The 24,376-nt window shown below is 56.1% G+C and carries 22 protein-coding genes and 1 pseudogene; 9 read left to right on the top strand and 14 right to left on the bottom strand.

The genetic code is table 11. From position 1 onward, the window contains the following. Positions 1-10: 10 nt before the first annotated feature. The 4 genes from modC to L579_RS23125 form a co-directional block, all read right to left on the bottom strand. The gene (gene modC, locus L579_RS01105) at positions 11-1,069 is read right to left on the bottom strand and encodes a molybdenum ABC transporter ATP-binding protein ModC (RefSeq protein ID WP_021182447.1); all 1,059 of its coding nucleotides are present in this window, start codon (positions 1,067-1,069) and stop codon (positions 11-13) included. After that, positions 1,069-1,758 (bottom strand): molybdate ABC transporter permease subunit, encoded by a 690-nt coding sequence (gene modB, locus L579_RS01100; RefSeq protein ID WP_021182446.1) that lies wholly within the window; start codon positions 1,756-1,758, stop codon positions 1,069-1,071. The genes modC and modB overlap by 1 nt, the downstream gene beginning before the upstream one ends. Continuing rightward, positions 1,755-2,528, bottom strand: a complete 774-nt coding sequence (gene modA / locus L579_RS01095) for a molybdate ABC transporter substrate-binding protein (protein WP_021182445.1) — start codon at positions 2,526-2,528, stop codon at positions 1,755-1,757. Before modA ends, modB begins: the two co-directional genes overlap by 4 nt. A 128-nt stretch (positions 2,529-2,656) precedes the next feature. Beyond that, positions 2,657-2,812: an AcrZ family multidrug efflux pump-associated protein gene (locus L579_RS23125; protein ID WP_021182444.1), complete on the bottom strand. Its 156-nt coding sequence runs from the start codon at positions 2,810-2,812 to the stop codon at positions 2,657-2,659. A 118-nt stretch (positions 2,813-2,930) separates the two neighbouring features. Here L579_RS23125 and modE point away from each other — a divergent pair, with 118 nt between their 5' ends. The 6 genes from modE (at position 2,931) to gpmA (ending at position 9,631) form a co-directional block, all read left to right on the top strand. Further along, positions 2,931-3,713, top strand: coding sequence for a molybdenum-dependent transcriptional regulator (modE, locus tag L579_RS01085; protein ID WP_021182443.1), 783 nt, complete (start codon positions 2,931-2,933; stop codon positions 3,711-3,713). Positions 3,714-3,789: 76 nt separating this feature from the next. Beyond that, on the top strand, positions 3,790-5,265 hold the full coding sequence (gene modF / locus L579_RS01080) for a molybdate ABC transporter ATP-binding protein ModF (protein ID WP_036624789.1): 1,476 nt from the start codon (positions 3,790-3,792) through the stop codon (positions 5,263-5,265). Positions 5,266-5,511: 246 nt separating this feature from the next. Then, positions 5,512-6,555, top strand: a complete 1,044-nt coding sequence (gene galT, locus L579_RS01075; protein ID WP_021182441.1) for a galactose-1-phosphate uridylyltransferase — start codon at positions 5,512-5,514, stop codon at positions 6,553-6,555. Continuing rightward, positions 6,556-7,704, top strand: a complete 1,149-nt coding sequence (gene galK / locus L579_RS01070; RefSeq protein ID WP_021182440.1) for a galactokinase — start codon at positions 6,556-6,558, stop codon at positions 7,702-7,704. It begins immediately after the preceding gene. Then, positions 7,698-8,732, top strand: coding sequence for a galactose-1-epimerase (galM, locus tag L579_RS01065; protein ID WP_021182439.1), 1,035 nt, complete (start codon positions 7,698-7,700; stop codon positions 8,730-8,732). Before galK ends, galM begins: the two co-directional genes overlap by 7 nt. 146 nt (positions 8,733-8,878) lie before the next feature. Next, positions 8,879-9,631, top strand: coding sequence for a 2,3-diphosphoglycerate-dependent phosphoglycerate mutase (gene gpmA, locus L579_RS01060; RefSeq protein ID WP_013508332.1), 753 nt, complete (start codon positions 8,879-8,881; stop codon positions 9,629-9,631). A gap of 797 nt (positions 9,632-10,428) precedes the next feature. Here the strand turns inward: gpmA and aroG are convergent. The 8 genes and pseudogenes from aroG to L579_RS01020 all read right to left on the bottom strand — a co-directional run bounded on the left by aroG (position 10,429) and on the right by L579_RS01020 (position 17,802). Beyond that, the gene (gene aroG / locus L579_RS01055; RefSeq protein ID WP_021182438.1) at positions 10,429-11,481 is read right to left on the bottom strand and encodes a 3-deoxy-7-phosphoheptulonate synthase AroG; all 1,053 of its coding nucleotides are present in this window, start codon (positions 11,479-11,481) and stop codon (positions 10,429-10,431) included. 66 nt (positions 11,482-11,547) lie between these two features. Further along, positions 11,548-12,576 carry an acyl-CoA--6-aminopenicillanic acid acyl-transferase gene (locus L579_RS01050; RefSeq protein WP_036624462.1) on the bottom strand — a complete coding sequence of 343 codons (1,029 nt, stop codon included), beginning with the start codon at positions 12,574-12,576 and terminating at the stop codon, positions 11,548-11,550. A gap of 21 nt (positions 12,577-12,597) precedes the next feature. After that, positions 12,598-13,320: a glutamine ABC transporter ATP-binding protein GlnQ gene (gene glnQ / locus L579_RS01045; protein WP_036624772.1), complete on the bottom strand. Its 723-nt coding sequence runs from the start codon at positions 13,318-13,320 to the stop codon at positions 12,598-12,600. A 2-nt stretch (positions 13,321-13,322) separates the two neighbouring features. Further along, the gene (gene glnP, locus L579_RS01040; RefSeq protein WP_021182435.1) at positions 13,323-13,979 is read right to left on the bottom strand and encodes a glutamine ABC transporter permease GlnP; all 657 of its coding nucleotides are present in this window, start codon (positions 13,977-13,979) and stop codon (positions 13,323-13,325) included. A 51-nt stretch (positions 13,980-14,030) separates the two neighbouring features. Further along, a pseudogene (gene glnH, locus L579_RS01035) lies at positions 14,031-14,782 on the bottom strand (glutamine ABC transporter substrate-binding protein GlnH). Between the two features lie 137 nt (positions 14,783-14,919). Then, a complete protein-coding gene (locus L579_RS01030) occupies positions 14,920-15,471 on the bottom strand; it encodes a carboxymuconolactone decarboxylase family protein (protein WP_021182434.1) in 552 nt (183 codons plus the stop codon). 2 nt (positions 15,472-15,473) lie between these two features. Then, positions 15,474-16,811 carry an aspartate aminotransferase family protein gene (locus L579_RS01025; protein ID WP_036624769.1) on the bottom strand — a complete coding sequence of 446 codons (1,338 nt, stop codon included), beginning with the start codon at positions 16,809-16,811 and terminating at the stop codon, positions 15,474-15,476. Between the two features lie 133 nt (positions 16,812-16,944). Then, entirely contained in the window at positions 16,945-17,802 is an 858-nt protein-coding gene (locus L579_RS01020) for a MurR/RpiR family transcriptional regulator (protein ID WP_021182432.1), read from the bottom strand. Positions 17,803-17,922: 120 nt separating this feature from the next. Here L579_RS01020 and L579_RS01015 point away from each other — a divergent pair, with 120 nt between their 5' ends. Genes L579_RS01015 through zitB form a run of 3 tightly spaced genes read left to right on the top strand, consistent with a single transcriptional unit; the run spans position 17,923 to position 22,491 of the window. Beyond that, entirely contained in the window at positions 17,923-18,507 is a 585-nt protein-coding gene (locus tag L579_RS01015; RefSeq protein WP_021182431.1) for a response regulator transcription factor, read from the top strand. After that, positions 18,489-21,563, top strand: a complete 3,075-nt coding sequence (locus L579_RS01010) for an ATP-binding protein (protein ID WP_036624458.1) — start codon at positions 18,489-18,491, stop codon at positions 21,561-21,563. The genes L579_RS01015 and L579_RS01010 overlap by 19 nt, the downstream gene beginning before the upstream one ends. Further along, complete coding sequence (zitB, locus tag L579_RS01005) at positions 21,532-22,491, top strand: CDF family zinc transporter ZitB (protein ID WP_021182429.1); 960 nt, start codon at positions 21,532-21,534, stop codon at positions 22,489-22,491. The genes L579_RS01010 and zitB overlap by 32 nt, the downstream gene beginning before the upstream one ends. Here the strand turns inward: zitB and pnuC are convergent. Both pnuC and nadA read right to left on the bottom strand, forming a co-directional pair. After that, the gene (pnuC, locus tag L579_RS01000; RefSeq protein WP_021182428.1) at positions 22,488-23,207 is read right to left on the bottom strand and encodes a nicotinamide riboside transporter PnuC; all 720 of its coding nucleotides are present in this window, start codon (positions 23,205-23,207) and stop codon (positions 22,488-22,490) included. The genes zitB and pnuC overlap by 4 nt on opposite strands. A 30-nt stretch (positions 23,208-23,237) precedes the next feature. Then, complete coding sequence (nadA, locus tag L579_RS00995) at positions 23,238-24,299, bottom strand: quinolinate synthase NadA (RefSeq protein ID WP_021182427.1); 1,062 nt, start codon at positions 24,297-24,299, stop codon at positions 23,238-23,240. Positions 24,300-24,376: the final 77 nt, after the last annotated feature.

The raw sequence follows: 24,376 nt of genomic DNA, 5'->3' as shown, positions 1-24,376 counted from the left end.
TTTCCCGACATCATGGGGTAATCGACACGCTTTTAATCTGGGCATACAGCCACTGATCTGGCCGAATGCCCAGCTCATCCCGTGCCCAGGGCGAAATACGCGCCCACAGTTCGCTGATGCCAATGCGCAGCTTAACCTCTACCTGATCGTCAATCTCCAGCAATTCAACCACCTGCGCGGGCAGGATGTTACGAATCGAGGTGTTTTGCGGCGGTTGCAATGCCAGCGACACATCGGCTGAGGCGATACGAATGCGTAACGCGGTTTTCAGCGGCTGATTGACCCGGCTGACCCAGATATGTTGATCGCCGAGTGACAGCGCGGTCATCGGGTAATCAGGATGCTGCTCCAGCACCTGGACGCGAAGTACGCTGGTGCGATCGCTGGCCGGTAGCCACGGGCGCATCGCCGCACTGCTCCACACCTTCTCCAGCGAACCAAAGGCTTTGACTTTACCGCTATCCAGTACCAGCACGTTATCCGCCAGTTGCAGGATCTCGTCGAGGCTGTGCGACACGTACAACAGCGGAATATCCACCTGTTTCGCCAGCTTTTGCAGGTAAGGCATCAGTTCACGTTTGCGCGGTAAATCCAGCGAGGCCAACGGCTCATCCATCAACAGAATATCCGGTGCCGTGAGCAGCGCGCGGCCAATCGCCACCCGCTGTTTCTCGCCGCCAGATAAAGAAGATGGCGCGCGACGCAGCAAGGCGTCGAGGCCCAATAACGCCACCAGGCTGTCGAATTGCGGTTTCATGGTAGCCGCCATACCGTATTGCAGATTGCCGCGCACGCTGTAATGCGGGAACAAGCGAGCATCCTGAAACACATAACCGATACGGCGTTTCTCTGGCGGTAAATTCAGTCCGGTGGCGGCATCAAACAACAGCCGTTCATCCAGTTTAATCTGCCCCTGCTGCGGCTGAGTTAACCCGCCAATCGCGTTGATCAACGAGGTTTTGCCCGCGCCAGAAACGCCAAAAATCGCGGTGATCCCTTTGCCGGGGATCTCCACGTCCACATCCAGCTGGTGGGTGCCCAACTGCTGGGAAAAGTTCAGTGTCAGCATTAAACCCCCAGCCGCTTACGGCCCCAGCGGGCCAGCAGTTCCGACGCCACCAGCGACAGCAACGCCAGCACAATCGCCACCGCACACAGGCGCGCGGCGGCATTTTCCGCCCCCGGTGTTTCAATCAGGGTAAACATCGCTGACGGAATGGTGCGGGTTTCACCAGGTATATTCGACACGAAGGTGATGGTGGCACCAAACTCACCCAGCGAACGGGCAAAAGCCAGCACCGTACCGACAATGATGCCGGGAAAGGTCAGGGGTAAGGTAATGGTAAAGAACACGCGCCAGCGTCCTGCGCCGAGGGTGCGTGCCGCCTGTTCCAGTTTGGTATCTACCGCTTCCAGCGCCAGGCGAATGGCTCGCACCATTAACGGGAAAGCGATCACCGCCGCCGCCACCACCGCGCCACGCCAGCTAAAAGCAAAGCTGAAACCAAACCAGTCATATAACCAGGCACCGATAAAGCCACGCCGCCCGAGGGCAATCAGCAGCAAATAACCGACCACCACCGGCGGTAGCACCAGCGGTAGATGGATAACACTATCGAGCAGGGTTTTGCCCGGAAACTGGCAACGCGCCAGAATCCAGGCCATCAGGATGCCCAACGGCAGGCTACACAACACCGCCACAGTGGAGACTTTCAGGCTGAGAAACACCGCCTGCCATTCGGGATCACTCAATATCATTTCTTCGGCGTAAATCCATACTGTTTAAACACTGCGGCGGCTTCCGGCCCCTGCAAATACTTGAAGAAGGCTTCTACCGGCGCACGCTGATGTTCTTTGACGATCGCCATCGGATATTCGACCGGCTTATGGCTATCTTCCGGGAAACGCCCCACTACCTGCACTTTTTGGCTGGCTACCGCATCGGAACCGTAAACAATGCCGTAAGGCGCTTCATTACGTTCCACCAGCGCCAGCGCAGCACGCACGTTGTTGGCCGGGGCCAGTACCGGCACTAACGTATCCCACGCGCCCAGTTTCTGTAACGCTTCTTTTGCGTAGATCCCGGCAGGAACATGATCCGGGTCGCCCACCGCCAGACGCTGGCCCTTCAGCAGGCTTTTCCAGTCGGTTTGCGCATTGATGGTCACGGTTTTAGCGCTGTCGCTGCGCGGTGCCACCAACACCAAATCGTTACCCAACAGAGTTAAACGCGTGTTATCGATGACGCTTTTTTTCGCCACCGCATCGTCCATCCACTGCTGGTCAGCAGAGATAAACAGATCTGCCGGTGCACCCTGCTCAATCTGGCGCGCCAGTACCGACGACGACGCAAAGGACGACACCACTTCGACACCGGTTTTTTTCTGATACTGCGTGGCGATATCCTGCAACGCGTTGGTCAGTGAGGCCGCTGCAAACACGGTAATTTTCTCAGCAGCCAGTGCCTGTCCGGCCAGTGAAAAAGTCAGAACGGCAGTGGCACCCCAGCGGTAATGTTTTGATAGCATTTTTAGCTCCTTGTTACGTTATATACTGAATACTACAACGCTGGCTTCGATGCTGTCATGAAGTTTATATCGGCAGGATTTGGCGGAAGTTAAGAGCAAAACGCCCGCAAGATGCGGGCGTTGAAAAATCAATGTGAGTTGTTGGCGGGGCGATCGTCGCGGCGGCCAAATTTCGAGATGACGTTGAAGACTTCACCCAAGCCGTAAATTAAACCCAGCATGATAGCCATAACAATTGGCACCATAATGATGGCCACGGCCAGGCTTTTTAGCAGTTCCAGCATGGAAACCTCACGAAAATGATAAAAAAGTGATTGTAACGGCTTGAGAATAAACTGCCATGCCCTTTTCGTGCTTTTACTTTAGCGCATACAATTGGTGCCACTAACTTAAGGAGCTGACATGCAAGCTGAACTCTCTCTCCATATTCGCCTACAGCAGAAGTTGTTTGCCGATCCGCGCCGCATCGAACTTCTGAAGCGGATTAAGGAGACCGGCTCCATCAGCCAGGGAGCAAAACTGGCGGGTATCAGTTACAAAAGCGCCTGGGATGCCATCAACGACATGAACGGGATGGCAGATCAAACCCTGGTGGAACGCGCCACCGGCGGCAAAGGAGGTGGCGGTGCGCAACTGACACGTTACGGTGAACGCCTGATCCAGCTGTTCCAGTTGATGGAGCAGATCCAGCAGAAAGCCTTTGATGTGCTGCAAAACGACACCCTGCCGCTCGATAGCCTGCTGGCGGCGATTGCGCGTTTCTCGCTGCAAACTAGCGCACGCAACCAACTGTACGGCACGGTACTGGCGCGTGATAATCAGCAGGTAGTGCAGCATCTTGAGGTGTTGTTAAGCGATGGCGTAACCCGCTTGCAGGTGGCGCTGACCCAGCGCAGTGCCGAACGTTTGCAACTGGAAAGCGGCAAAGAGGTGCTGGTGCTGATCAAAGCACCGTGGATTCAAGTCAGCCGCACAGCCAGCCACGGGGATAATCAGCTGCCGGTGCAGATAACCACCATCGAACCCGGTGAACAGGTGAGCGAAGTGTTGATGGCGCTACCTGGTGGAGAAACCCTGTGTGCCACGCTGCCGAATAGCGCAGTGACGCAGCAGAATCTGCAACCTGGCGACAACGTCACCGCCAGTTTTAATGCGGAACACGCCATCATCGCCACACTGCTCTGAAATCCCGGCCATGATTTGACTTCACCGGCAGCGGTCGCTACAACTGAGTGACACGATGCATAAAATGGAACAAATCATGGCTTCATTGCAAATTTCGCAAGGCACGTTTCGTCTTAGCGACACCCGAGTACTGTCCCTCAATGATTTAACGCTTAACAGCGGTGAGAGCTGGGCGTTTGTCGGTGCCAACGGTAGCGGCAAATCCTCACTGGCCCGCGCGTTGTCCGGTGAATTGCCGCCGGGCAAAGGCAGCGTCACGCATAGCTTTCAACGTCCGACCCGCTTATCACTCGAACAGCTGCAAAAGCTGGTGACCGAAGAATGGGAACGCAACAACACCGACATGCTCAGCGAAGGCGAGGATGATACCGGTCGCACGGCTGCGCAGATCATTCAGGATGAAGTCAAAGACGACGCGCGCTGTCAGGCGCTGGCGCAGCAGTTTGGCATCAGCTATCTGTTGGATCGTCGTTTTAAATATCTCTCGACCGGCGAAACGCGTAAAACCCTGCTGTGCCAGGCACTGATGGCGCAACCGGACCTGCTGATCCTCGATGAACCTTTTGATGGTCTGGATGTGGCGTCCCGTGCCAGCCTGGCGCAAACCCTGAGCGATCTGCATCAGCATGGCTACACCGTGGTTCTGGTGCTGAACCGCTTTGACGATATTCCCGACTTTGTCGATCAGGTAGGCGTACTGGCGGAGTGCACCCTCACCCACGTCGGCCAACGTCAGGCGATTCTGGCTGAAGCGCTGGTTGCCCAACTGGCGCACAGTGAAAAACTGTCCGGTATGGCGCTGCCGGAAGCCGATGCTCCCGATCAAATTCCCCCGCTGGCGGAGGATGCGCCACGGGTGATTCTGCGTAACGGCGTGGTGTCATATAACGACAAGCCGATTATCAACGGCCTGAGCTGGCAGGTAAATCCCGGTGAGCACTGGCAGATTATCGGCCCCAATGGCGCAGGCAAATCCACCCTGCTCAGCCTGGTGACCGGTGACCATCCGCAAGGCTACAGCAACGATTTAACCCTGTTCGGCATTCGTCGCGGCAGCGGAGAAACCATCTGGGACATCAAACAACATATTGGTTACGTCAGCAGCAGCCTGCACCTTGATTACCGTGTCAGCGTCAATGTGCGTACCGTGATCCTCTCCGGCTTCTTTGATTCCATCGGACTGTATCAGGCGGTGTCGGATCGGCAAAAATCGCTGGCGCGTCAGTGGCTGGCGTTACTGGGGATGGATAACGCGCTGGCTGATGCGCCCTTCCATAGCCTCTCCTGGGGCCAGCAGCGGCTGGTGCTGATTGCGCGGGCGTTGGTGAAACATCCGGCGCTGCTGATTCTGGATGAACCGTTGCAGGGTCTGGATCCCATCAACCGTCAACTGGTGCGACGCTTTGTCGATGTGCTGATTGGCGAAGGTCGTACCCAGTTGCTGTTTGTTTCCCACCACGCCGAAGATGCGCCACAGTGCATCACCCATCGCCTGAGCTTTGTCGCGCAAGATGGCGGTGGCTATGGGTATCAGCAAGAAAAGCTGCGTTAAAACCCGCGCGATAAATCGTGCCGCTACGGTAGCGGCGTGATTTATCGCGCATCACACCATCAATGTAACCGTTACCATTTCATTGCCCACATATTCGGCAAACACGCCTGATAACCCCACAAAATGAGAATCGTCACCTTGTGTAAACGATACCATTTATCCAGACTGGATCACGCTTTCAGTCTGACCTTTATGCTACTTTGAACGCAGTCATTTTTATCTGTTTGTCGTTTACCAGGATCCAACATGGAAAAATTTAACCCGGTCGATCATCCGCATCGCCGTTATAACCCGCTGAGTGATCAGTGGGTATTGGTTTCGCCACATCGCGCCAAGCGTCCGTGGCAGGGCGCACAGGAAACGCCGGCGCTGGAAACATTGCCGGCACACGATCCCGACTGCTTCCTCTGCGCCGGTAATACCCGCATCACCGGTGATAAAAATCCCGATTATAAAAGCACTTACGTCTTCACCAATGACTTTGCCGCGCTGATGACCGACACGCCTGATGCGCCGCAAAGCGACGATATTCTGATGCGTTGCGAAAGCGCGCGCGGCACCAGCCGGGTGATCTGCTTCTCGCCGGATCACAGTAAAACCCTGCCGGAACTGCCGCTCAGCGCGCTGGAAGAGATCGTACGTACCTGGCAGGAACAAACCACCGATCTCGGTCAGCACTATCCGTGGGTGCAGGTGTTTGAAAACAAAGGTGCGGCGATGGGCTGCTCTAACCCCCATCCGCACGGTCAGGTATGGGCAAACAGCTTTTTGCCGAATGAGGCACAGCGGGAAGACCATCTCCAGCGTCGCTATTACGCCGAAAAAGGCACACCGATGCTGGTGGACTACGCCGCGCGTGAACTGAACGATGGTAGCCGTACCGTGGTAGAAACCGACCACTGGCTGGCGGTGGTGCCCTGGTGGGCCGCGTGGCCGTTCGAAACGCTGCTGCTGCCAAAAGCGCAGGTGAAACGCATCACCGATCTGACCGAGGCGCAACGCAAAGATCTGGCGCTGGCGATCAAGCTGCTCACCAGCCGTTACGACAACCTGTTCCAGTGCTCCTTCCCCTACTCAATGGGCTGGCACGGCGCGCCTTTTAACGGTGAAGCCAACGATCACTGGCAACTGCACGCGCATTTCTATCCGCCGCTGCTGCGCTCAGCAACGGTGCGCAAATTTATGGTTGGCTACGAGATGCTGGCCGAAACCCAACGTGATTTAACGGCAGAACAGGCGGCTGAACGCCTGCGTTCTGTTAGCGATGTCCATTTCCGCGAGGCGCAATAAATGTCATTAAAATCCATTACACAACAGACGTTCGTCGAGACATTTGGTTATCAGCCGAGCCACAGCATTCAGGCACCTGGCCGCGTTAACCTGATTGGTGAACACACCGACTATAATGATGGTTTCGTGTTGCCCTGCGCCATTGATTATCAAACCGTGATTGCCTGCGCCAAACGCGACGACCGCCAGGTGCGCGTGGTGGCGGTGGATTACGATAACCAGCAAGACAGTTTCTCACTGGATGCGCCGATTGAGCCGGTAAAAGAACCGATGTGGGCCAATTATGTGCGCGGCGTGGTGAAACATCTGCAAAAACGCGATGCCAGCTTTGGCGGCGTGGATATGGTGATCAGCGGTAACGTGCCGCAGGGCGCGGGCCTGAGTTCTTCGGCGTCGCTGGAAGTGGCGGTGGGCACCGTGTTCCAACAGTTGTATCAACTGCCGCTCGACGGCGCAGCCATCGCCGTGAACGGTCAGGAAGCGGAAAACCAGTTTGTCGGTTGTAACTGCGGCATCATGGATCAGTTGATCTCGGCGCTGGGTAAGCAGGATCACGCCATGCTGCTGGATTGTCGTAGCCTCAGCACCCGCGCCGTTTCGATGCCGGCAGATGTGGCAGTGGTGATCATCAACTCCAACTTCCGCCGGACGCTGGTGGGCAGTGAATACAACACCCGTCGCGAGCAGTGTGAAACTGGTGCACGTTTCTTCAATAAACCCGCGCTGCGCGACGTCACCCTGGCGGAATTCGAAGCGGCTGAAGATCAGCTCGATCCACTGGTGGCAAAACGTGTCCGTCATGTGATTACCGAGAATGCGCGCACGCTGGAAGCCGCCGATGCGCTGGCAGCGGGCGATCTGACGCGAATGGGTGTCCTGATGGCCGAATCACACGCCTCAATGCGTGATGATTTCGAAATCACCGTGCCGCCGATTGACCAGTTGGTGGAGATCGTCAAAGCTGAGATCGGACCGCGCGGCGGTGTGCGAATGACCGGTGGCGGCTTTGGCGGCTGCATCGTGGCCCTGATGCCAACCGATTTGGTGGATCAGGTGAAAGCGGCAGTGGCCGGGCAGTATGAAGCCCAAACCGGTATCAAAGAAACCTTCTACGTGTGTAAAGCCTCTGAAGGAGCTGGCCAATGGTAAATGATGTGCAATCACATGCACCTGATGGACAACCGTGGCGCATTACCGTGTTGCGTAATCACAACGGTATGGTGGTGACGTTTATGGACTGGGGCGCGACCTGGCTGTCGGCGCGCGTGCCAATGCGGGATGGCAGCGTGCGTGAAGCGCTGCTCGGTTGCGCCACGCCATCCGACTATCTGCACCAGGATGCGTATCTCGGTGCCACGGTTGGCCGTTATGCCAACCGCATCGCCAACGCCACGCTGAAGCCGCTGAATCTGGCACTGGTGGCCAATCAGGGCGCGCATCAGCTACATGGCGGGCCGCAAGGATTTGATAAACGTCGCTGGCAGATCATCAGCCAGAGCGAAACCGAGGTGCATTATCGCCTCGACTCGCCGGATGGCGATCAGGGATTCCCCGGCAATCTGATTGCTGACCTGCGTTATCAGCTTGATGACGACAATTGCCTGTCGATCAGCTATGTCGCGAGCACCGATAAGCCCTGCCCGGTCAACCTCACCAACCATGCTTACTTCAACCTTGACGCGCATCATGGCGATGCGCGCCAGCATCGCTTACAACTGCTGGCAGACCGTTATCTGCCGGTCGACAGTGAAGGCATCCCCAATGCGCCGCTGAAAGCGGTAGAGGGAACCAGCTTCGATTTTCGTCAGCCGAAAACCGTCGCCGATGACTTCCTCGCCGATGACGATCAGAAAGCGGTAAAAGGTTATGACCATGCGTTTCTGCTGAATACCGCTGGTGACAGCAGCCAGCCCGCCGCCCGACTGTGGTCGGCCGACGGTAAGCTGGAGTTGAGCGTATTTACCGCTGCCCCGGCGCTTCAGTTCTACTCCGGCAACTATCTGGAGGGAACACGCGCCCGCGAGCAGGGAAGCTATACTGCTTTCCAGGGCATCGCCTTAGAGAGTGAATTTTTACCGGATTCGCCCAACCATACTGAGTGGCCGCAACCGGATTGTTGGTTGCAACCCGGCGACAGCTGGCAGTCGGTGACGCGCTATCGCCTCACCCCGCACTGACCCGCCGGATGAAAAACGCGCACTGCGTCGCTGACAGGCTTACGCAGTGCGATGTTTTCCGCTATGGTATGGCGCTATCAGTGAGCCGCTTCATCAGGTGGCCGCCGCCGGTTTCTATAATACATCAAGCATTAAGGAGTTAAGCTATGGCCGTAACTAAGCTGGTTCTGGTGCGCCACGGCGAAAGCCAGTGGAATCAGGAAAACCGCTTCACCGGATGGTACGATGTGGATCTGTCCGACAAGGGTCGCACCGAAGCCAAAGCAGCCGGTCAGCTGCTGAAGAAAGAAGGTTTCGTATTCGATTTTGCCTACACCTCCGTGCTGAAACGTGCCATCCACACCCTGTGGAATGTACTGGACGAGCTGGACCAGGCCTGGCTGCCGGTTGAAAAATGCTGGCGTCTGAACGAACGTCACTACGGTGCGTTGCAGGGTCTGGACAAAGCAGAAACCGCTGCCAAATATGGCGACGATCAGGTGAAACAGTGGCGTCGCGGCTTCGCGGTTACTCCGCCAGAACTGGATCGCAGCGATGAGCGTTTCCCGGGCCACGACCCGCGTTATGCATCACTGACTGATGCCCAGCTGCCGACCACCGAAAGCCTGGCGCTGACCATCGAACGCGTGATCCCTTACTGGAACGACAGCATTCTGCCGCGCATCAAAAGCGGTGAGAAAGTGATCATTGCTGCACACGGTAACTCGCTGCGTGCGCTGGTGAAATACCTCGACAACCTGAGCGAAGACGAAATCCTCGAACTGAACATCCCAACCGGCGTGCCGCTGGTGTATGAGTTCGACGAGAACTTCAAACCGCTGAAACGTTACTATCTGGGCGATGCCGACGAGATCGCTGCGAAAGCAGCCGCCGTGGCAAACCAGGGTAAAGCGAAGTAAGTTTCGCTTGAAACGTAAAAAGGCCAGACGCAACTCTGGCTTTTTTTTTGTAGTAGGTAGTAGCGCGTTGACAGCGAGAAGGTTCCGGCTGACAGCAGCGGTTTGGCTCTGAGCGGGTTCCGCCCGCCAGGCTTTGGGCAGTTTCAGCACTGCCGTGCTGGCGGATGGGCAAAGGTGCGATGGCGCGCACCTTTGCAATCCGCGCCATGCGCCGTCCTCGCACAGCGCTACGCGCTGTGCCCTCGCTTATCACTCAGGCCGCACGGCACGCGCGGATTCGCCATCCATGGCTCATTCCGCTCTCTCGCCGCATCCATGCGGCTCGGCCTGGCCTTCACTCTGCACTCGGCGCTGCGGATGCCACCCACCCCACCGCCTTTGAGTTTTGTGCTCTCTTAATTGCGCGATAAATCGCGCCGCTACAAATGACCGCACGTAACGTAGCGGCGCGATTTATCGCGCAGACAGCAATGATGATATTACAGCGAAGCACAAGTCATGCAGCGATGGGTGGGCGCCATCCGTACTCGCTGAACGAGGGAACGCTGCCTGGATGAGCCGCATGGATGCGGCGAAAGGTGGCGTTGAGCAGGAGCGAATCGACGCCGGTCCGTCGGCAGCGTGAGGGAGTGAAGGTACCGCGAAACGGCGAGGCAGGCTGGCGCAGGGCCGGGGAATGCAAAGGGGACGGCCAGGTCCCCTTTGCTCGATCGCCGCACCGGCGAAATGTATCTGCCAGTGCACATGGCGAACGAAATATGCTCAGTTCAAACCAAACTTACTCAGCGTGGCTGAAATTAACCGCGACGCTGTTTCACCGCCTGAGCCAACTGACGCAATACTTTGTCAGTATCTTCCCAGCCAATACAGGCATCGGTCACGCTTTTGCCGTAGACCAGCGGCTCACCGCTGTCGAGGCTCTGGTTACCTTCCACCAGGTTACTCTCCAGCATCACACCGGTAATACCTCGCTCACCACCGGCAATCTGCTGCGCAACATCTTCCGCCACCACCATCTGGCGCTGGAATTGTTTGCTGCTGTTGGCGTGGCTAAAGTCGATCATCACCTGCGGTGTCAGACCTGCTTTCTCCAGCCCGGTTTTCACCGCTGCCACATGATGGGCGCTGTAGTTCGGCTCTTTGCCACCACGCAGAATGATATGACAATCTTCGTTGCCGCTGGTTTCGACAATCGCTGAATGACCATACTTGGTGACCGACAGGAAGCAGTGCGGCGCGCTGGCAGCACCAATGGCGTCAATCGCCACTTTGATGGTGCCATCGGTGCCGTTTTTGAAACCTACCGGACAGGAAAGACCGGAAGACAGCTCACGGTGCACCTGTGATTCGGTGGTACGCGCACCAATCGCGCCCCAGCTCATCAGATCCGCCACGTATTGCGGGGTGATCATATCAAGGAACTCGCCTGCCGCAGGCAGACCGGTATCATTAATATCCACCAGCAGTTTACGCGCCAGACGCAGGCCGTCGTTGATCTGGAAGCTGCCATCCATATAAGGATCGTTGATCAGCCCTTTCCAACCCACGGTGGTACGAGGTTTCTCAAAGTAGACACGCATTACCACTTCCAGCTCGCCACTCAGCTCATCACGCAACTTCAGCAAACGTTCGGCATATTCTTTGGCCGCCGCAGTGTCATGAATCGAGCACGGCCCGATGATCACCAGCAGGCGGTCATCTTCGCCATGCAGAATACCGTGAATAGCCTGGCGGGCTTTCGCGACGGTCTGTGCCGCGCTATCGGTCGCGGGGAATTTTTCAAACAACGCAACAGGAGGTAATAATTCTTTGATTTCTTTGATTCTTAAATCGTCGTTCTGGTAATTCATACTTAGTCCATTCAATTTCTGGCCCGGCGCGCGCCGGACGCAACCCGTCCACTGTAGCCCGTCAGACTAGCGCTGTAAACTGACGCTTCCATGAAGAGTTGCTACCTGGCGATCCAGGGTGAAGACCTGCCAGTCAACCCGCTGCGAACTCAGGGTGAATATCGCGGTGGCGAGGGTGTTTTCGTCATCCGGGTCCTGCGGTGATAAACGGTAGATCGGTAGCTCAGCATCATGCTGGTCCGATAAAATCGCTTTTGCCGCATCCTCGTCCAGTTCTGACTGACTGGCCTGCCAGCCTTTTAATCTTGCCTGGCGTGAAGCTGAACTGGCGGTGATAACCTGCTGAACATCGTCCATCACCGGGTGAATAAGGTGATTGGCATGGCCCATCACATTTGTTACCTGCACCACGGAACAGCCCGAACCGGTGGCCTCCACACTGAATACACGACCGTCGCCCATCTGTCCCAGGGTATGGTGAAACGCCCCGGCACGCGTATGCGTGGTCAATTGCAGAACCGCCTCGTCCAACGTGGCAGCATTTAACGCCGCGCGGGCCAGCACCTGACGCGGTAAACCCGCCGGGCGGTGCAGCGCACGGATATTATTCACCGTGTTGACGATGCCCTTCTCGTTAACTGCAAAGGTATGACCGGGAATCGAACCGGGATAAGCAAAGCTGGTGAACCCCAGCCCGTCATCCGGCGTGATGCTGACCAGCGCGCAATCCTCGCGCAGCTGCGGGAAACCATCCTCGTTATGAGCGATGATAATCTCACCGGTCACGCGACTACCCGCCACGGTAGTACAACCGTCCGAAGTGGAACGCACCAGATCGCCACGGCAGTTCCAGGCGAGGACTTCGTCAACCGGGACGCCCAGCCCCTGCGCCATACCTTCCAGCTCCTGCCAAATCAGCGGATACTGCGCGATCACCGCAGCGCGCATCGCCTGGAGTTGTGCCGATCCCTGCATGGCGATCACCGTTTGCCACAGCCGGGTTTGCGTCAGCTTCTGATGCCAGGCATCACGGCCAAACTCACCTAATTGCTTACCGACGGCAAATGCGGATCCACTGATTGCGATTTTTTTCATGGTGTTATCATTCACTTATATTCAGGAAACGTGCTGCAAAAACTCTTTCAGACGCGGATTGCTGCTGGCGTTGAGCAGAATATCAGGCGGGCCATCTTCCGCAATGGTGCCACCATCAATAAAGATTAGTCGCGATGCCACATCACGCGCAAAACCGATCTCATGGGTGACGATCACCATTGTCATGCCTTCATCCGCCAGCGAGCGCATCACCTTTAACACCTCATGGCGCAGCTCCGGGTCGAGGGCCGACGTCGGTTCGTCAAACAGCATCATTTTCGGCTTCACCGCCAGCGCACGGGCAATCGCGACACGCTGCTGCTGGCCGCCGGACAACTCGGAGGGATAATGATTGGCACGTTCACGCAGCCCGACGCGATCCAGTAGCGCCAGCGCCTGTTCGCGTGCCGCCGCTTTACTCTGCTTACGCACGCGAATCGGGCCAAACATCACGTTCTCCAGCGCGGTCAGATGCGGAAACAGGTGAAACTGCTGGAACACCATCCCTGCTTCGCGGCGGATATCACACTCATTGGCGTGGGGATCGGTGATGTGCATGCCTGCCACCAGCAGGGTGCCGGAAGAAATCTCTTCCAGCTTGTTAATACAACGCAGCAGCGTTGATTTGCCCGATCCCGATGGACCGATGATCACCACCACTTCCCCGGCTTCAATTTTTAAATTGATATCGTGCAGCACCTGAGTCGCACCAAAATGCTTGGAGACCGCATTAAATTCAACCATGCTCATAAAATATGGATCCTTTTCTCCAGTTGCTTCAGCAGGAAACTCAGGCACAACGTCACCAGCAGATAAATCAGCGCGACCGCGGTCCAGACTTCCAGTGCACGGAAGTTGCCCGCAATAATTTCCTGACCCTGACGCGTTAATTCAGCCACGCCAATGACAATAAATAATGAGGTGTCTTTAATGCTGATAATCCATTGATTCCCCAGCGCCGGAATCATACGACGTAACGCCAGCGGCATGATCACGTACCATAGCGTACGGCGCTGGGAGAGTCCCATCGCCAGGCTGGCCTCTTTAAAACCTTTATTAATGGATAAAATGGCGCCACGGGTAATTTCCGCAATATAGGCACCAGAGTTAATAATAATGGTGACAATCGCGGCGCTCACCGGATCGATACGAATCGGTAACACCATCGGCAATGCGAAGTAAATAAACATCACCTGCACCATAATAGGTGTACCACGGATCAGCTCAACGAAAATTAATGATATCGTTTTCGTGATACGGCCACCCAGGGCACGGCAGGTTCCCGCCAGCAGGCCAATCACAAACCCACCGAGCATTCCCGTCAGGGAAATAATCAACGTCAATTGTAATCCCTGTAATAACAGCGGCAGGGATTCCCATATATATTTGGTTTCGAAATTCATAGCACGACCAATTCAGCTGAACTCAGGCCGGTTTTCACCGGCCTGACAGGATTATTTAGGTTGTTTATCAAACCACTTTACGTAGATTTTGTTGTAGGTGCCGTCGGCGCGTAATGCTTTCAGCGCCTCATTAACTTTTGGCGTCCAGCTGCTGTTTTTCTGCATTGCGAAACCGTACTGCTGCGGCAGAATGCTGTCGGTTTCTCCGGTAGATTTCACTTTGCCATCACCGGCAGTTTTCACGTAATACAGTACGTTCGGTGAATCGTCACCACGGCATCCAGATTACCGGCCTGCAAATCAAGGTAGGCGTTGTCGATATTCGGGAACTCAACGTAATCCGCTTTATATTTGGCTTTCATAAAGCTGGCCGCCGCAGTGCCCTGTTTCAGGCCCACTTTTTTACCCGCCAAATCGCTGAATTTGGTGATGGTGTTATCACTGCTTTTAACCGCCATTAATAAATCGGCGTCATAATAACCATCGCTGAAATCCACCACCTGTTTGCGAGCATCGGTGATGGTAATCCCGGCCATTGCCACATCCAGATTGCGTGATTGCAAACCCGGAATTAAACCACCGAAGTCCATTGGACGTAATTCATAGCTGACATGCATTTTCTGTGCAATGGCATCCCATAAATCGATATCAAAACCGACATATTTATCGCCTTGTTTAAATTCAAACGGAACAAAAGCGGTATCCACACCCACCACCAATTTATCCTGGGCCGTAGCAACAAAACTGGCCGAACAGGCAACGAGTGCCAGCGTGACTTTTAATTTTGAAAAAAATGCAGACATAATAACCCTCAGCGTCAGTGAAACAGCAGGCAGTAGCATTCGCGCAGCACAATAAATATTGGCTACCATTATTCATCAATGTTATTCAGCACGGGGAATAAGGGCGCGATGCCTGCCCTTATTTTCGAGTGAACCACTTATGCGGGGATAATAAAATCCCTGGTGTCGGGTACTGGCGTCTGTGCGCCATTCATTATCATGGAAAGAAAACTGTAATAACCGTTGATACCGATCAGGTCGACCACACCTTTCTCACCCCACAGGGCGATGGCCTGTTGCCAGATGTCATCATTCACTTTTTTCTGTTGATGCAGCTGCTGGCAGAAGTGATACAGCACCCACTCATCATCCTGTAAATCTTCAGGCAAGCGTTTCTCGTTAATCGCCTGCACCGCGTGGGCGGAGATCCCCTTTTCCCGTGCGATAGGGGCGTGAATCGCCCACTCAACCGGCTGTGACCAGTGGCGCGCCGTAAGCAGAATCGCCAGCTCCGACAGGCGCTGACCCAGCGCACTGCGATAACGCAGATACTCACCCATACGTTGTGCATGCGCCATCAACTCCGGACTGCGTAACAGCGGTTCAAACGGTGGCAGCAAGGCACCGCGCGGTCCGTTGATGATCTCTTCAGCCAACTGACGCTGTTCTTCGCTCCATTGCTGTTCAGCCAGCGGCGGTAAACGATTCATGATTAACGCCCCGCCAGCTTGCGCGTTTCTTCGCTAATTACCTGATGCAGCGTATCCACCACAAAATCCAGTTGTGGGCGAGTGACGATGAACGGTGGTGCGATCAGGATATGATCGCCATATTGACCGTCGAGGGTGCCGCCCATCGGATACACCATTAAACCACGCGCCATACATTGCGCTTTGATTGCCGCATGCAGCTTCAGTGCCGGATCGAACGGGGTCTTGCTGGCTTTATCCTGCACCAGTTCCACGCCCGCGAACAAACCGCGCCCGCGCGTGTCTCCGACATGCGGCAACTCACTTAACACCTCACGCAACGCCTGTTGCAGATATGCCCCCTGCTGCTGTACCTGTGCCAGCAGGTTGTCGCGCTCAATAACTTGCTGTACCGCCAATGCCGCTGCGGCCGCCGTGGCGTGACAGATGTAAGTATGACCATGCTGGAACAAGCCACTGCCCGCCTGTAATGCCGCGACAATTTTTTCGCTCGCCAGCACCGCACCAATCGGCTGATAACCGCCACCTAAGCCTTTGGCGATGGTGACAATATCCGGTACCACGCCGTCCTGCTCAAAAGCATGCAGGGTGCCGGTACGTCCCATGCCGCACATCACTTCGTCGGCGATATACAGGATGCCGTACTTGTCGCATAAACGGCGCACCCCCTGAAAATAGCCGGGGGTTGGCGGCGTGGCACCGGTAGTCGCACCGACCACCGTTTCCGCGCAGAAACCGATGATTTTCTCCGGCCCGGTGGTCAGAATCGCTTCTTCCAGTTCATTCAACAGACGCTGGGTATATTGCTGCTGGCTTTCATCGTCACGACGATCGCGATACTCATTGCATGCCGACACACGAACCACATCCATCAACAAAGGGGCAAACTGACGGCGACGCCACTCATTGCCCCCTACCGCTAACGCTCCAAGGGTATTACCGTGATAACTCTGCTTGCGGGCAATAAAGGTGGTGCGCTCAGGCTGACCAATCTCAACAAAATACTGACGTGCCAGTTTTAGCGCCGTCTCAACCGCTTCGGAGCCGCCAGAAACGAAGTAGGCATAATTCAGATCGCCAGGGGCAGTGCGGGTTAATTGCGCAGCTAACTGTTCAACTGTTTCACTGGTGAAAAAGCTGGTGTGCGCATAAGCCAGTTGATCAATCTGGCGGTGCATGGCGGCCAGCACCTCGGGATGACCATGCCCCAGGCAGGAAACTGCCGCGCCCCCGCAGGCATCGAGAAAACGCTTACCATGAATATCGGTGATGTAAGCCCCCTGCGCGCTCACCGCCACGGCTGGCGTGGTACGAAGGCTGCGGTGAATGATCTGACTCATGCTCTGTTCCTGCTCCTGAAAACGCTTGTGCTCGATATTGATTGCATCTTGCATGATCCATTTGAATCACGTCAATGCAAATATGATACAAATGCATTTCATTTTCTTATGACAGGAACAAATGGATCAGCCGTCAGGATTTGCCAGGGATAACGTAGGCTCCCGAATCAATCAGATAACGTTCCGCGCTCTCAATCTTGCTGACCGCTTCGCGTCCATGACGCGCCACCAGCATCGCCAGCAGGCATTCCGCTAACCCCATACCCGACACTACCGAAGGGAAGAAGGAAGGACTGTCGATAGAGAACAACAGGGTACAATCTGCCGCCTGTGCCAGTGGGGAAACCGGGGAATCGGTAATGGCGATGATACGCGCACCGGCCTCAGTTGCCGCGTGCAGGACAGCGAGCGATTCGCGTGAATAAGGCGCGAAGCTGGTCAGCAGCACACAATCTTTGCCACTTAACTCGCGGGTAAAGACTTCGATGTTACTCGCCAGACCATCAATCAATGACACCTGACGGTTAAACAGCCGGTAGACATAAAACAGCGACCAGGCGATGGGGAAGCTGGCACGAAAACCGCAGATATAGACGTTTTCCGCCTCATCCAGCAAGGTGACTGCCTGCTGCATTGCCTGTTGGTTTTCTGTCTGGGTAAAGGCCAGATTGGCCTGATGCGCCAGAAAAACCTCTTCATACAGTGCTGGCTGGGTGCCTTTCGCAATCAGTTTTTCCGCTTTGGATACATATGTATCATTGCGCAAACCCAGATCATCAATCATGGCGCTTTTCAGTTCACCCCAGCCTTGATAACCAAGGCGCTGTGCCAGCCGCAGTAATGTGGCAGGTTTGACGCCGCCTTCAGCGGCAAAAGCGCGCATCGACAACACCACCAGTTTGTTGGCATGTTGCAGGGAAAATTCGGCGGCACGCTGTAACTCTGGCGAGAGTGAACTGAACTGACTGACAATATTTTCCCGTAGATTCATCGCGTTTCGTCATCATAAAAAGGGTAACGGCACGATGTTAACACTCATACGCCGGGGAGATAATGAATATTCCCCTGCTTTTCCGTTATGCTAAAACAACGAAAACGACAGGACAGGATTATGGCTGCGCTGCTGCTTATTGATGATCACCCGTTAGTTGAAGTCGCGCTGAGTGCTGCCTGCGTCAACTCCCCGATTCCGTTGCAGCTCTACGCCGCCGGTGACGAAGCCCAGGCGCGCCAATTGCTGCAACAACAAGCTATCGACCTGGTTATTCTTGATATTGGCTTACCGGACAGCGACGGGCTGGAACTGTTGCGTCGTCTGCGCATACATCATCCCGACTGTCCGGTACTGATCTATTCAGCGGAGCAGAGTCGTCATACCCTGCTGCGCGCCGCCTCGCTGGGTGCTGCCGGTTATGTGGTGAAAAGCCAGAGCATGGCGCAGTTGCTGAGTGCAATTCTCGCGGTGCTGGGCGGACAACAGGCGTTTCCAGCCTTGCCAGAACGCATCGATTTACCACTGACCGAAAAAGAGCAGCAGATTGTTGCCCTGCTGGCGCGCGGCCTGTCGAATTTACAGATTGCTGAACAGCTGCATATCAGCAACAAAACCGTCAGCACGCATAAGAAGAACATCCTCGAGAAAACCGGGGTGCATTCGGTGGTTGAACTGGCTGAACTGTGGAAAGCACATCAGTGAGACGTCTGCTTCTGTTGCTGGTCTGGCTTTTCAGCACCGTGGTACAGGCCGATCTACAACCCGCCAGCAGCGTGATGCTGCCGTCAATGATGCCTGCGCCACACAGCACGCCGTGGTCGTCCTCTCCCCTGCGCGTGGCGCTCCCCGCGCAAAATAGCGCGCCCTGGGTGATGCGCATCGGCGATCAGATTTGGGGTGTCGACGCTGACTATCTGAGCGCGCTCAGCCAGCTCACGGGCAGCCATTTCGTGTTGCAAACCTATGCCGATCGTGACCAGCAACTGGCCGCGCTGGCGCGCGGTGAGGTTGATTTGGTGCTAAGTACCAACCACGCCTCCTTATCACCCGACATTCGCCTCAGCGATAGCTGGTACACCAGCCCGGTGCGTATCTACCGCAACCGCGAAAATCAGCGCGCCGTGATGTTCAATAGCCACAATGCGCAACTCACCGTGGCCCAATCCACGCTGGCGCAGCTGCCGGAAAATTTTGTGCGTGCGCATCGCTGGTTTGCGTTACCGGGGGATCTTCAGGCGCTGTATGCGCTGCTCAATCAGCAAAGCGACTACCTGGTGGCCGACCAAACCAGCGCCGGATTTCTGCTCAGTCAGTTGCAGCAGGGGCAGATCTACCAAATCACCGCTGACCCGGGTGCCGGAGATCTCACCCTGCGAGCGATGGCACGCGATCCGGCCCTGATCCAGTGGCTTAATCAGCAACTGCGTTTGCTGCCTGCCGAATTCAGCAACCGGGTTCAGCAGCGCTGGAGTCCCCCACTGCTGCGTTATCAGGATACGCAGACGCTGATGCTTTCTGCGCCGGAGCAGCAGTGGCTGACGCAACATCAGCAAATCCCCTATGCCGCTGAGGCTGATAACGCCCCCTGGAGCTATCGTGATGCCAATGGCAACCCACGGGGTTTTGCTATTGATTTACTCAACGCACTCAGCCAGAGCACCGGCCTGCATTTCACCCCGCACTGGGTGGCGAATCCACAACAGGCGACCACCTTGCTCCAGCAGCAACAGGTGATGCTCAGCGTTCTGCCTGCGCTGGACGGCACCACCACGCTGCCGGTATGGCGTGCCATCTGGGGCATTTACACCCTGTCGACGCGCCAGCCCATGAACTGGCAGGCGCTTCAGGGACAACGCGTAGGTATCTTGCGCGACGACCTGACACAACGCATGCTGCCCGGTGGAATTAACGTCCAGGTTTTTGACGACCGTGCCCAGTTGTGGCAGGCGTTGAATAACAACCAAATCGATGCGCTGGTGGATAATGTGCTGTCGGCACGTTGGCGCATCGCCAGCCATTATGGTGAGCGCATCCATCTGGCGTTTGCCGCCAGTGATATTGCCTGGCCACTGGCCCCGCAAATCAGCGATCAACAACCGGTGTTGCGTGCCTTGCTGGATCGGGCGCTACAGCAAATCCCACCGGAAACCCTCAACCAGATGCGCGATAACTGGTCGGTGCCACCACAGCCCGGCACCAGCATGGCGATGCGTAATGTGCCGCTACTGGTGTTGATTGCCGCGGGTATCGCGATTCTGGTGCTGTTGGTGCTGCTGATACGTCGCTACCTGCAACAACGGCGCGAACGTCTGCAACGCGAGCAGGCCGAGCGGGCCAATGCCGCGAAAAGTCAGTTTCTCGCCACCGCCAGCCATGAGCTTCGTACGCCAATGCAGGCGATTCTGGGCCTGCTGGAGCTGGAACAACAGCAACATCCCAGCGCCCGGCTGGAGCTGATGCACAGCAGCGCACGTTCGCTGATGGCATTGCTGAATGATTTGCAGGATCACGCGCGCATCGAGAGCCACAGTTTTCGCCTGGCACCGCGCCCGTTGAATTTGTCGCACTGGCTGCAACAGCAGCAGCAGTTCTATCATCCGTTAATGCGGGATGCCGGCCCACAGCTGGTGGTGGAGGCGTTAACTCGCCTGCCCGGCACGGTGCTGCTGGACGGCGACCGCCTGCAACAGGTGGTGAATAATCTGGTGGCGAACGCGCTGAAGTTTACCCGTCAGGGTGATATCCGCCTGACGCTGGCGGTCAATGACGCCATCGTGTTGGTGGTGACGGATAGCGGCAGCGGCATCCCGCAAGAGGAGCAGGCGCAGTTATTTGAACCCTGGTATCAGGCACCGTCCGGTAAAGCCCTCGCCGTGCAGGGCAGCGGTCTTGGCTTGTTTATCTGCCGGGAGATTGTGCAGCGCATGGGCGGTAGCCTGACGTTAACGTCAGCACCGGGGACGGGCACCCGCGTTGAGGTCACGCTGCCGCTCACCCTTGTAGACGGTCAGACGGAAAGCGATTCTGCCGCCTGGCCGCACTATCCGCAGCTACGCGTGGCGATTGTCGACGACCATCCCACCAATTTGCTGGTGATGCAGCAGCAACTGGCGCTTTTTGCCATTCATGCCGAGGTGTTTGATGAGGGGCGCGCATTGCTGCGCGCGGATGCCCGTCAGCCCTTTGACCTGCTGTTTATTGACCAGATGATGCCGCGCCCCAATGGCCTCACGTTGTTGCGGATCCTGCGTCGCCGCCAGCGACAACGTGGCGATAATGCGTTGCGGGTGATCTGTTCCGCAGATGCGCAGCTGGTCAAGCTGCCGCTCCAACCCAACGAAGCGCTGCTGGTAAAACCGATCACGCTGAACGATGTTGCCCCCCTGCTGGCGCGCGCCAGCCAGGACCCGCTGATGCAGCTATCCGACAGCCTGCATATCCTTGCGCAGCACAACGCCAGCATGATTCCGCGCATTTGTCAGACGTTGCAACGCACGATGCTACAGGACCGCGACACCCTGCTGACCGCCAGCACCGCGCAGGATTGGCCAGCACTGGCGCGCGCCGCACATCGGATGAAAGGCAGCTGGCTGTTGCTGGGGATGGACGAGGTTGCGTCCCATTGTCAGCAACTGGCAGAAGCCGCCAAACAGCAACGGCTGGAACCAGAGCAACTCAATTTACTGATATCATTAACGAACAGGTTACTGAAAAAACTGGAAAGTTATGGCACACACCCATTCTCACAACACGCCTGACGGCAACCATACCCGCCTCGCGGCGGCCTTTGGCATTACCGCCTTGTTTATGTTGGTCGAAGCGATTGGCGGTTGGATCTCCGGTTCGCTGGCCCTGCTGGCAGATGCCGGTCATATGCTTACCGATACCGCCGCCCTGTTGATGGCGCTGCTGGCTGTGCAATTTTCCCGACGCAAACCGAATGCACGTCATACCTTTGGCTTGTTGCGTCTCACCACGCTGGCAGCCTTTGTCAACGCGATTGCCTTGCTGGTGATTACCGTGATGATTGTCTGGGAGGCGTTACGGCGCTTTTATCAACCGCAGCCGGTCGCCGGTGGCCTGATGCTGACCATTGGCGTGGCCGGTTTGCTGGCGAATTTGCTCTCCTTCTGGCTACTGCATCATGGCAGCGAAGAGAAGAACCTTAACGTGCGTGCAGCCGCCCTGCATGTGCTGGGGGATTTGCTGGGATCGGTTGGTGCTATTGTCGCGGCGGTGATCATTATGTTCACCGGCTGGACGCCGATCGATCCGATTCTGTCGCTGCTGGTGTCGCTGCTGGTGGTACGCAGCGCCTGGTCGTTGCTGCGTGAAAGTTTGCACGAACTGCTGGAGGGCGCGCCCGGTCATATCAATGTTGATAAGCTCAAACGCGAACTGACTCTGAATATAGCTGAAGTGCGCAATGTCCATCATGTGCATTTATGGCAAGTGGGCGAGAAACCGGTGCTGACGCTGCATGTACAGGTGATCCCGCCTTATGACCACGACGCGCTGCTGGTGCGCATTCATCGCTACCTGCACCAGCATTATCAAATCGCTCACGCCACGGTGCAGATGGAGTACCAGCCCTGTAGCGGGCCGGATTGTGAATTGTGCTTCGACTCAGGGAGTACGCAGCATGACCCGCATCATCATGCCGGTCATGTGCACCAACATCATTAAGAGGAGAGCGCATGCGAGCCATGTTCGCGTGCGCTTTTGATCCACAAACGGGAACCGTTCAGCGCGATCAGCGTCAGGATGGCGTACTCCAGCGACATGGCATAGACGCCCTGGCGGGCAAAAATCATCACGCTGATGACATTGATCACCACCCACAGCAGCCAATTTTCCACGTATTTACGCGTCATCAGAATCATCGCCACAATCGACAACACCATCATGCTGGAATCCCAGAACGGGAAGGCATCCGGTTGTAATTGCGGCATCACCACCTGCAACCCCAGCCCCTGCATGATGCCTACCGCGCTGCGTGTCAGGAAGGCAAACACCGGGTCAATCCAGAAGGTCATCAGCGCGATGGCAATGACGCATACAGCCCCCCAACCCAGCGCTTTTGGCAGCGGCAGCCAGCGAATTTTCAGCTCCGCTTCCTGCGCTTCATTTTGCCGACTCCAGGCATACCAGCCATAGACATTGGCGACAAAGAAAAACAGTTGCAGCAGCAAACTGGCGTAGAGCTGGATCTGGAAGAAGATCACCGCAAACAGGGTGACGTTGATCAGGCCGAAGAAATAATTGATGATTTTTTCCAGACTGGCCAGCCAGATACACAGCAGGCCAGCCACGGTGCCGACCGCTTCGATCCAGGAAAGATCGTAGCCGCCGACGCCGAGAGGAATATGAACCAGAATGTTTTGCGTGCTAAAGAAATCCATAACGGGCACCTGTCTGAAAGGTGCAGCGCGTCAGGCGTTCCCTTTCACCTTGAGTTTGAGTTCCGCTGCAAAGGATAGCATGCGGTTGAGTGGCAGCAACGCCGCTTCGCGTAATCCATCATCGACATGGATTTCGTGCTCACTGCCGCCCTGCGCTAACCCTTCGGCAATCGCTTTCAACCCGTTCATTGCCATCCACGGACAATGCGCACAGCTGCGACAGGTGGCCCCTTCTCCGGCAGTCGGTGCTTCCAGCAGCTCCTTTTCCGGTACCGCCTGCTGCATTTTGTAGAAGATGCCGCGGTCAGTGGCGACGATCATCTGCGGATGCGGCAGGCTTTTCGCCGCCTGAATCAGCTGGCTGGTAGAACCGACGGCATCGGCCAGATCGACAATCGTCTGAGGGGATTCCGGGTGGACCAGCACGGCGGCATCAGGATAGAGCGCCTTCATACGTTGCAACGCCTGGGTTTTGAATTCATCGTGTACGATGCAGGCCCCCTGCCAGCACAGCACATCCGCGCCGGTTTTCTGCGTAACGTAGCGCCCCAGATGACGATCCGGTGCCCAGATGATTTTCTCACCGAGGCTGTCGAGATGTTCAATCAGTTCAACCGCGATGCTGGAGGTCACAACCCAATCGGCGCGGGCTTTAACCGCTGCCGAGGTGTTGGCATACACCACCACGGTACGATCCGGGTGCGCATCGCAAAAGCGGTTGAACTCCTCAATCGGACAGCCCAGATCGAGCGAGCATTCCGCCTGCAAGGTAGGCATCAGCACGGTTTTTTCCGGGCTGAGGATTTTCGCGGTTTCGCCCATAAAACGCACCCCTGCCACCAGTAGGGTGGAGGCCGGGTGAGTGCTACCAAAACGCGCCATTTCCAGCGAATCCGCTACGCAGCCACCGGTGGCTTCCGCCAGAGCCTGAATTTCTGGATCAGTGTAATAATGCGCCACCATCACCGCATCGCGTTCTTTCAGTAACCGTTTGATTTCTTCGATATAAAACGATTTTTCATCCTGGCTGAGACGCGCCGGTTTCGGCGGGAAGGGGTAGATCGCGCTTTCAGGATCGAACATCAGGCTCATGACACGGCTCTCGGTTTTCTTAATTTAACAAAATCGCCTTACATGGCGATTAAGATGGCACAAAATCCGCCATCGTG

The organism is Pantoea sp. AS-PWVM4, from assembly GCF_000468095.1.
GTDB lineage: Bacteria > Pseudomonadota > Gammaproteobacteria > Enterobacterales > Enterobacteriaceae > Pantoea > Pantoea phytobeneficialis.
Note: the sequence above shows the minus strand (reverse complement) of the source record. Positions and strands in the feature narration are given on the sequence as shown.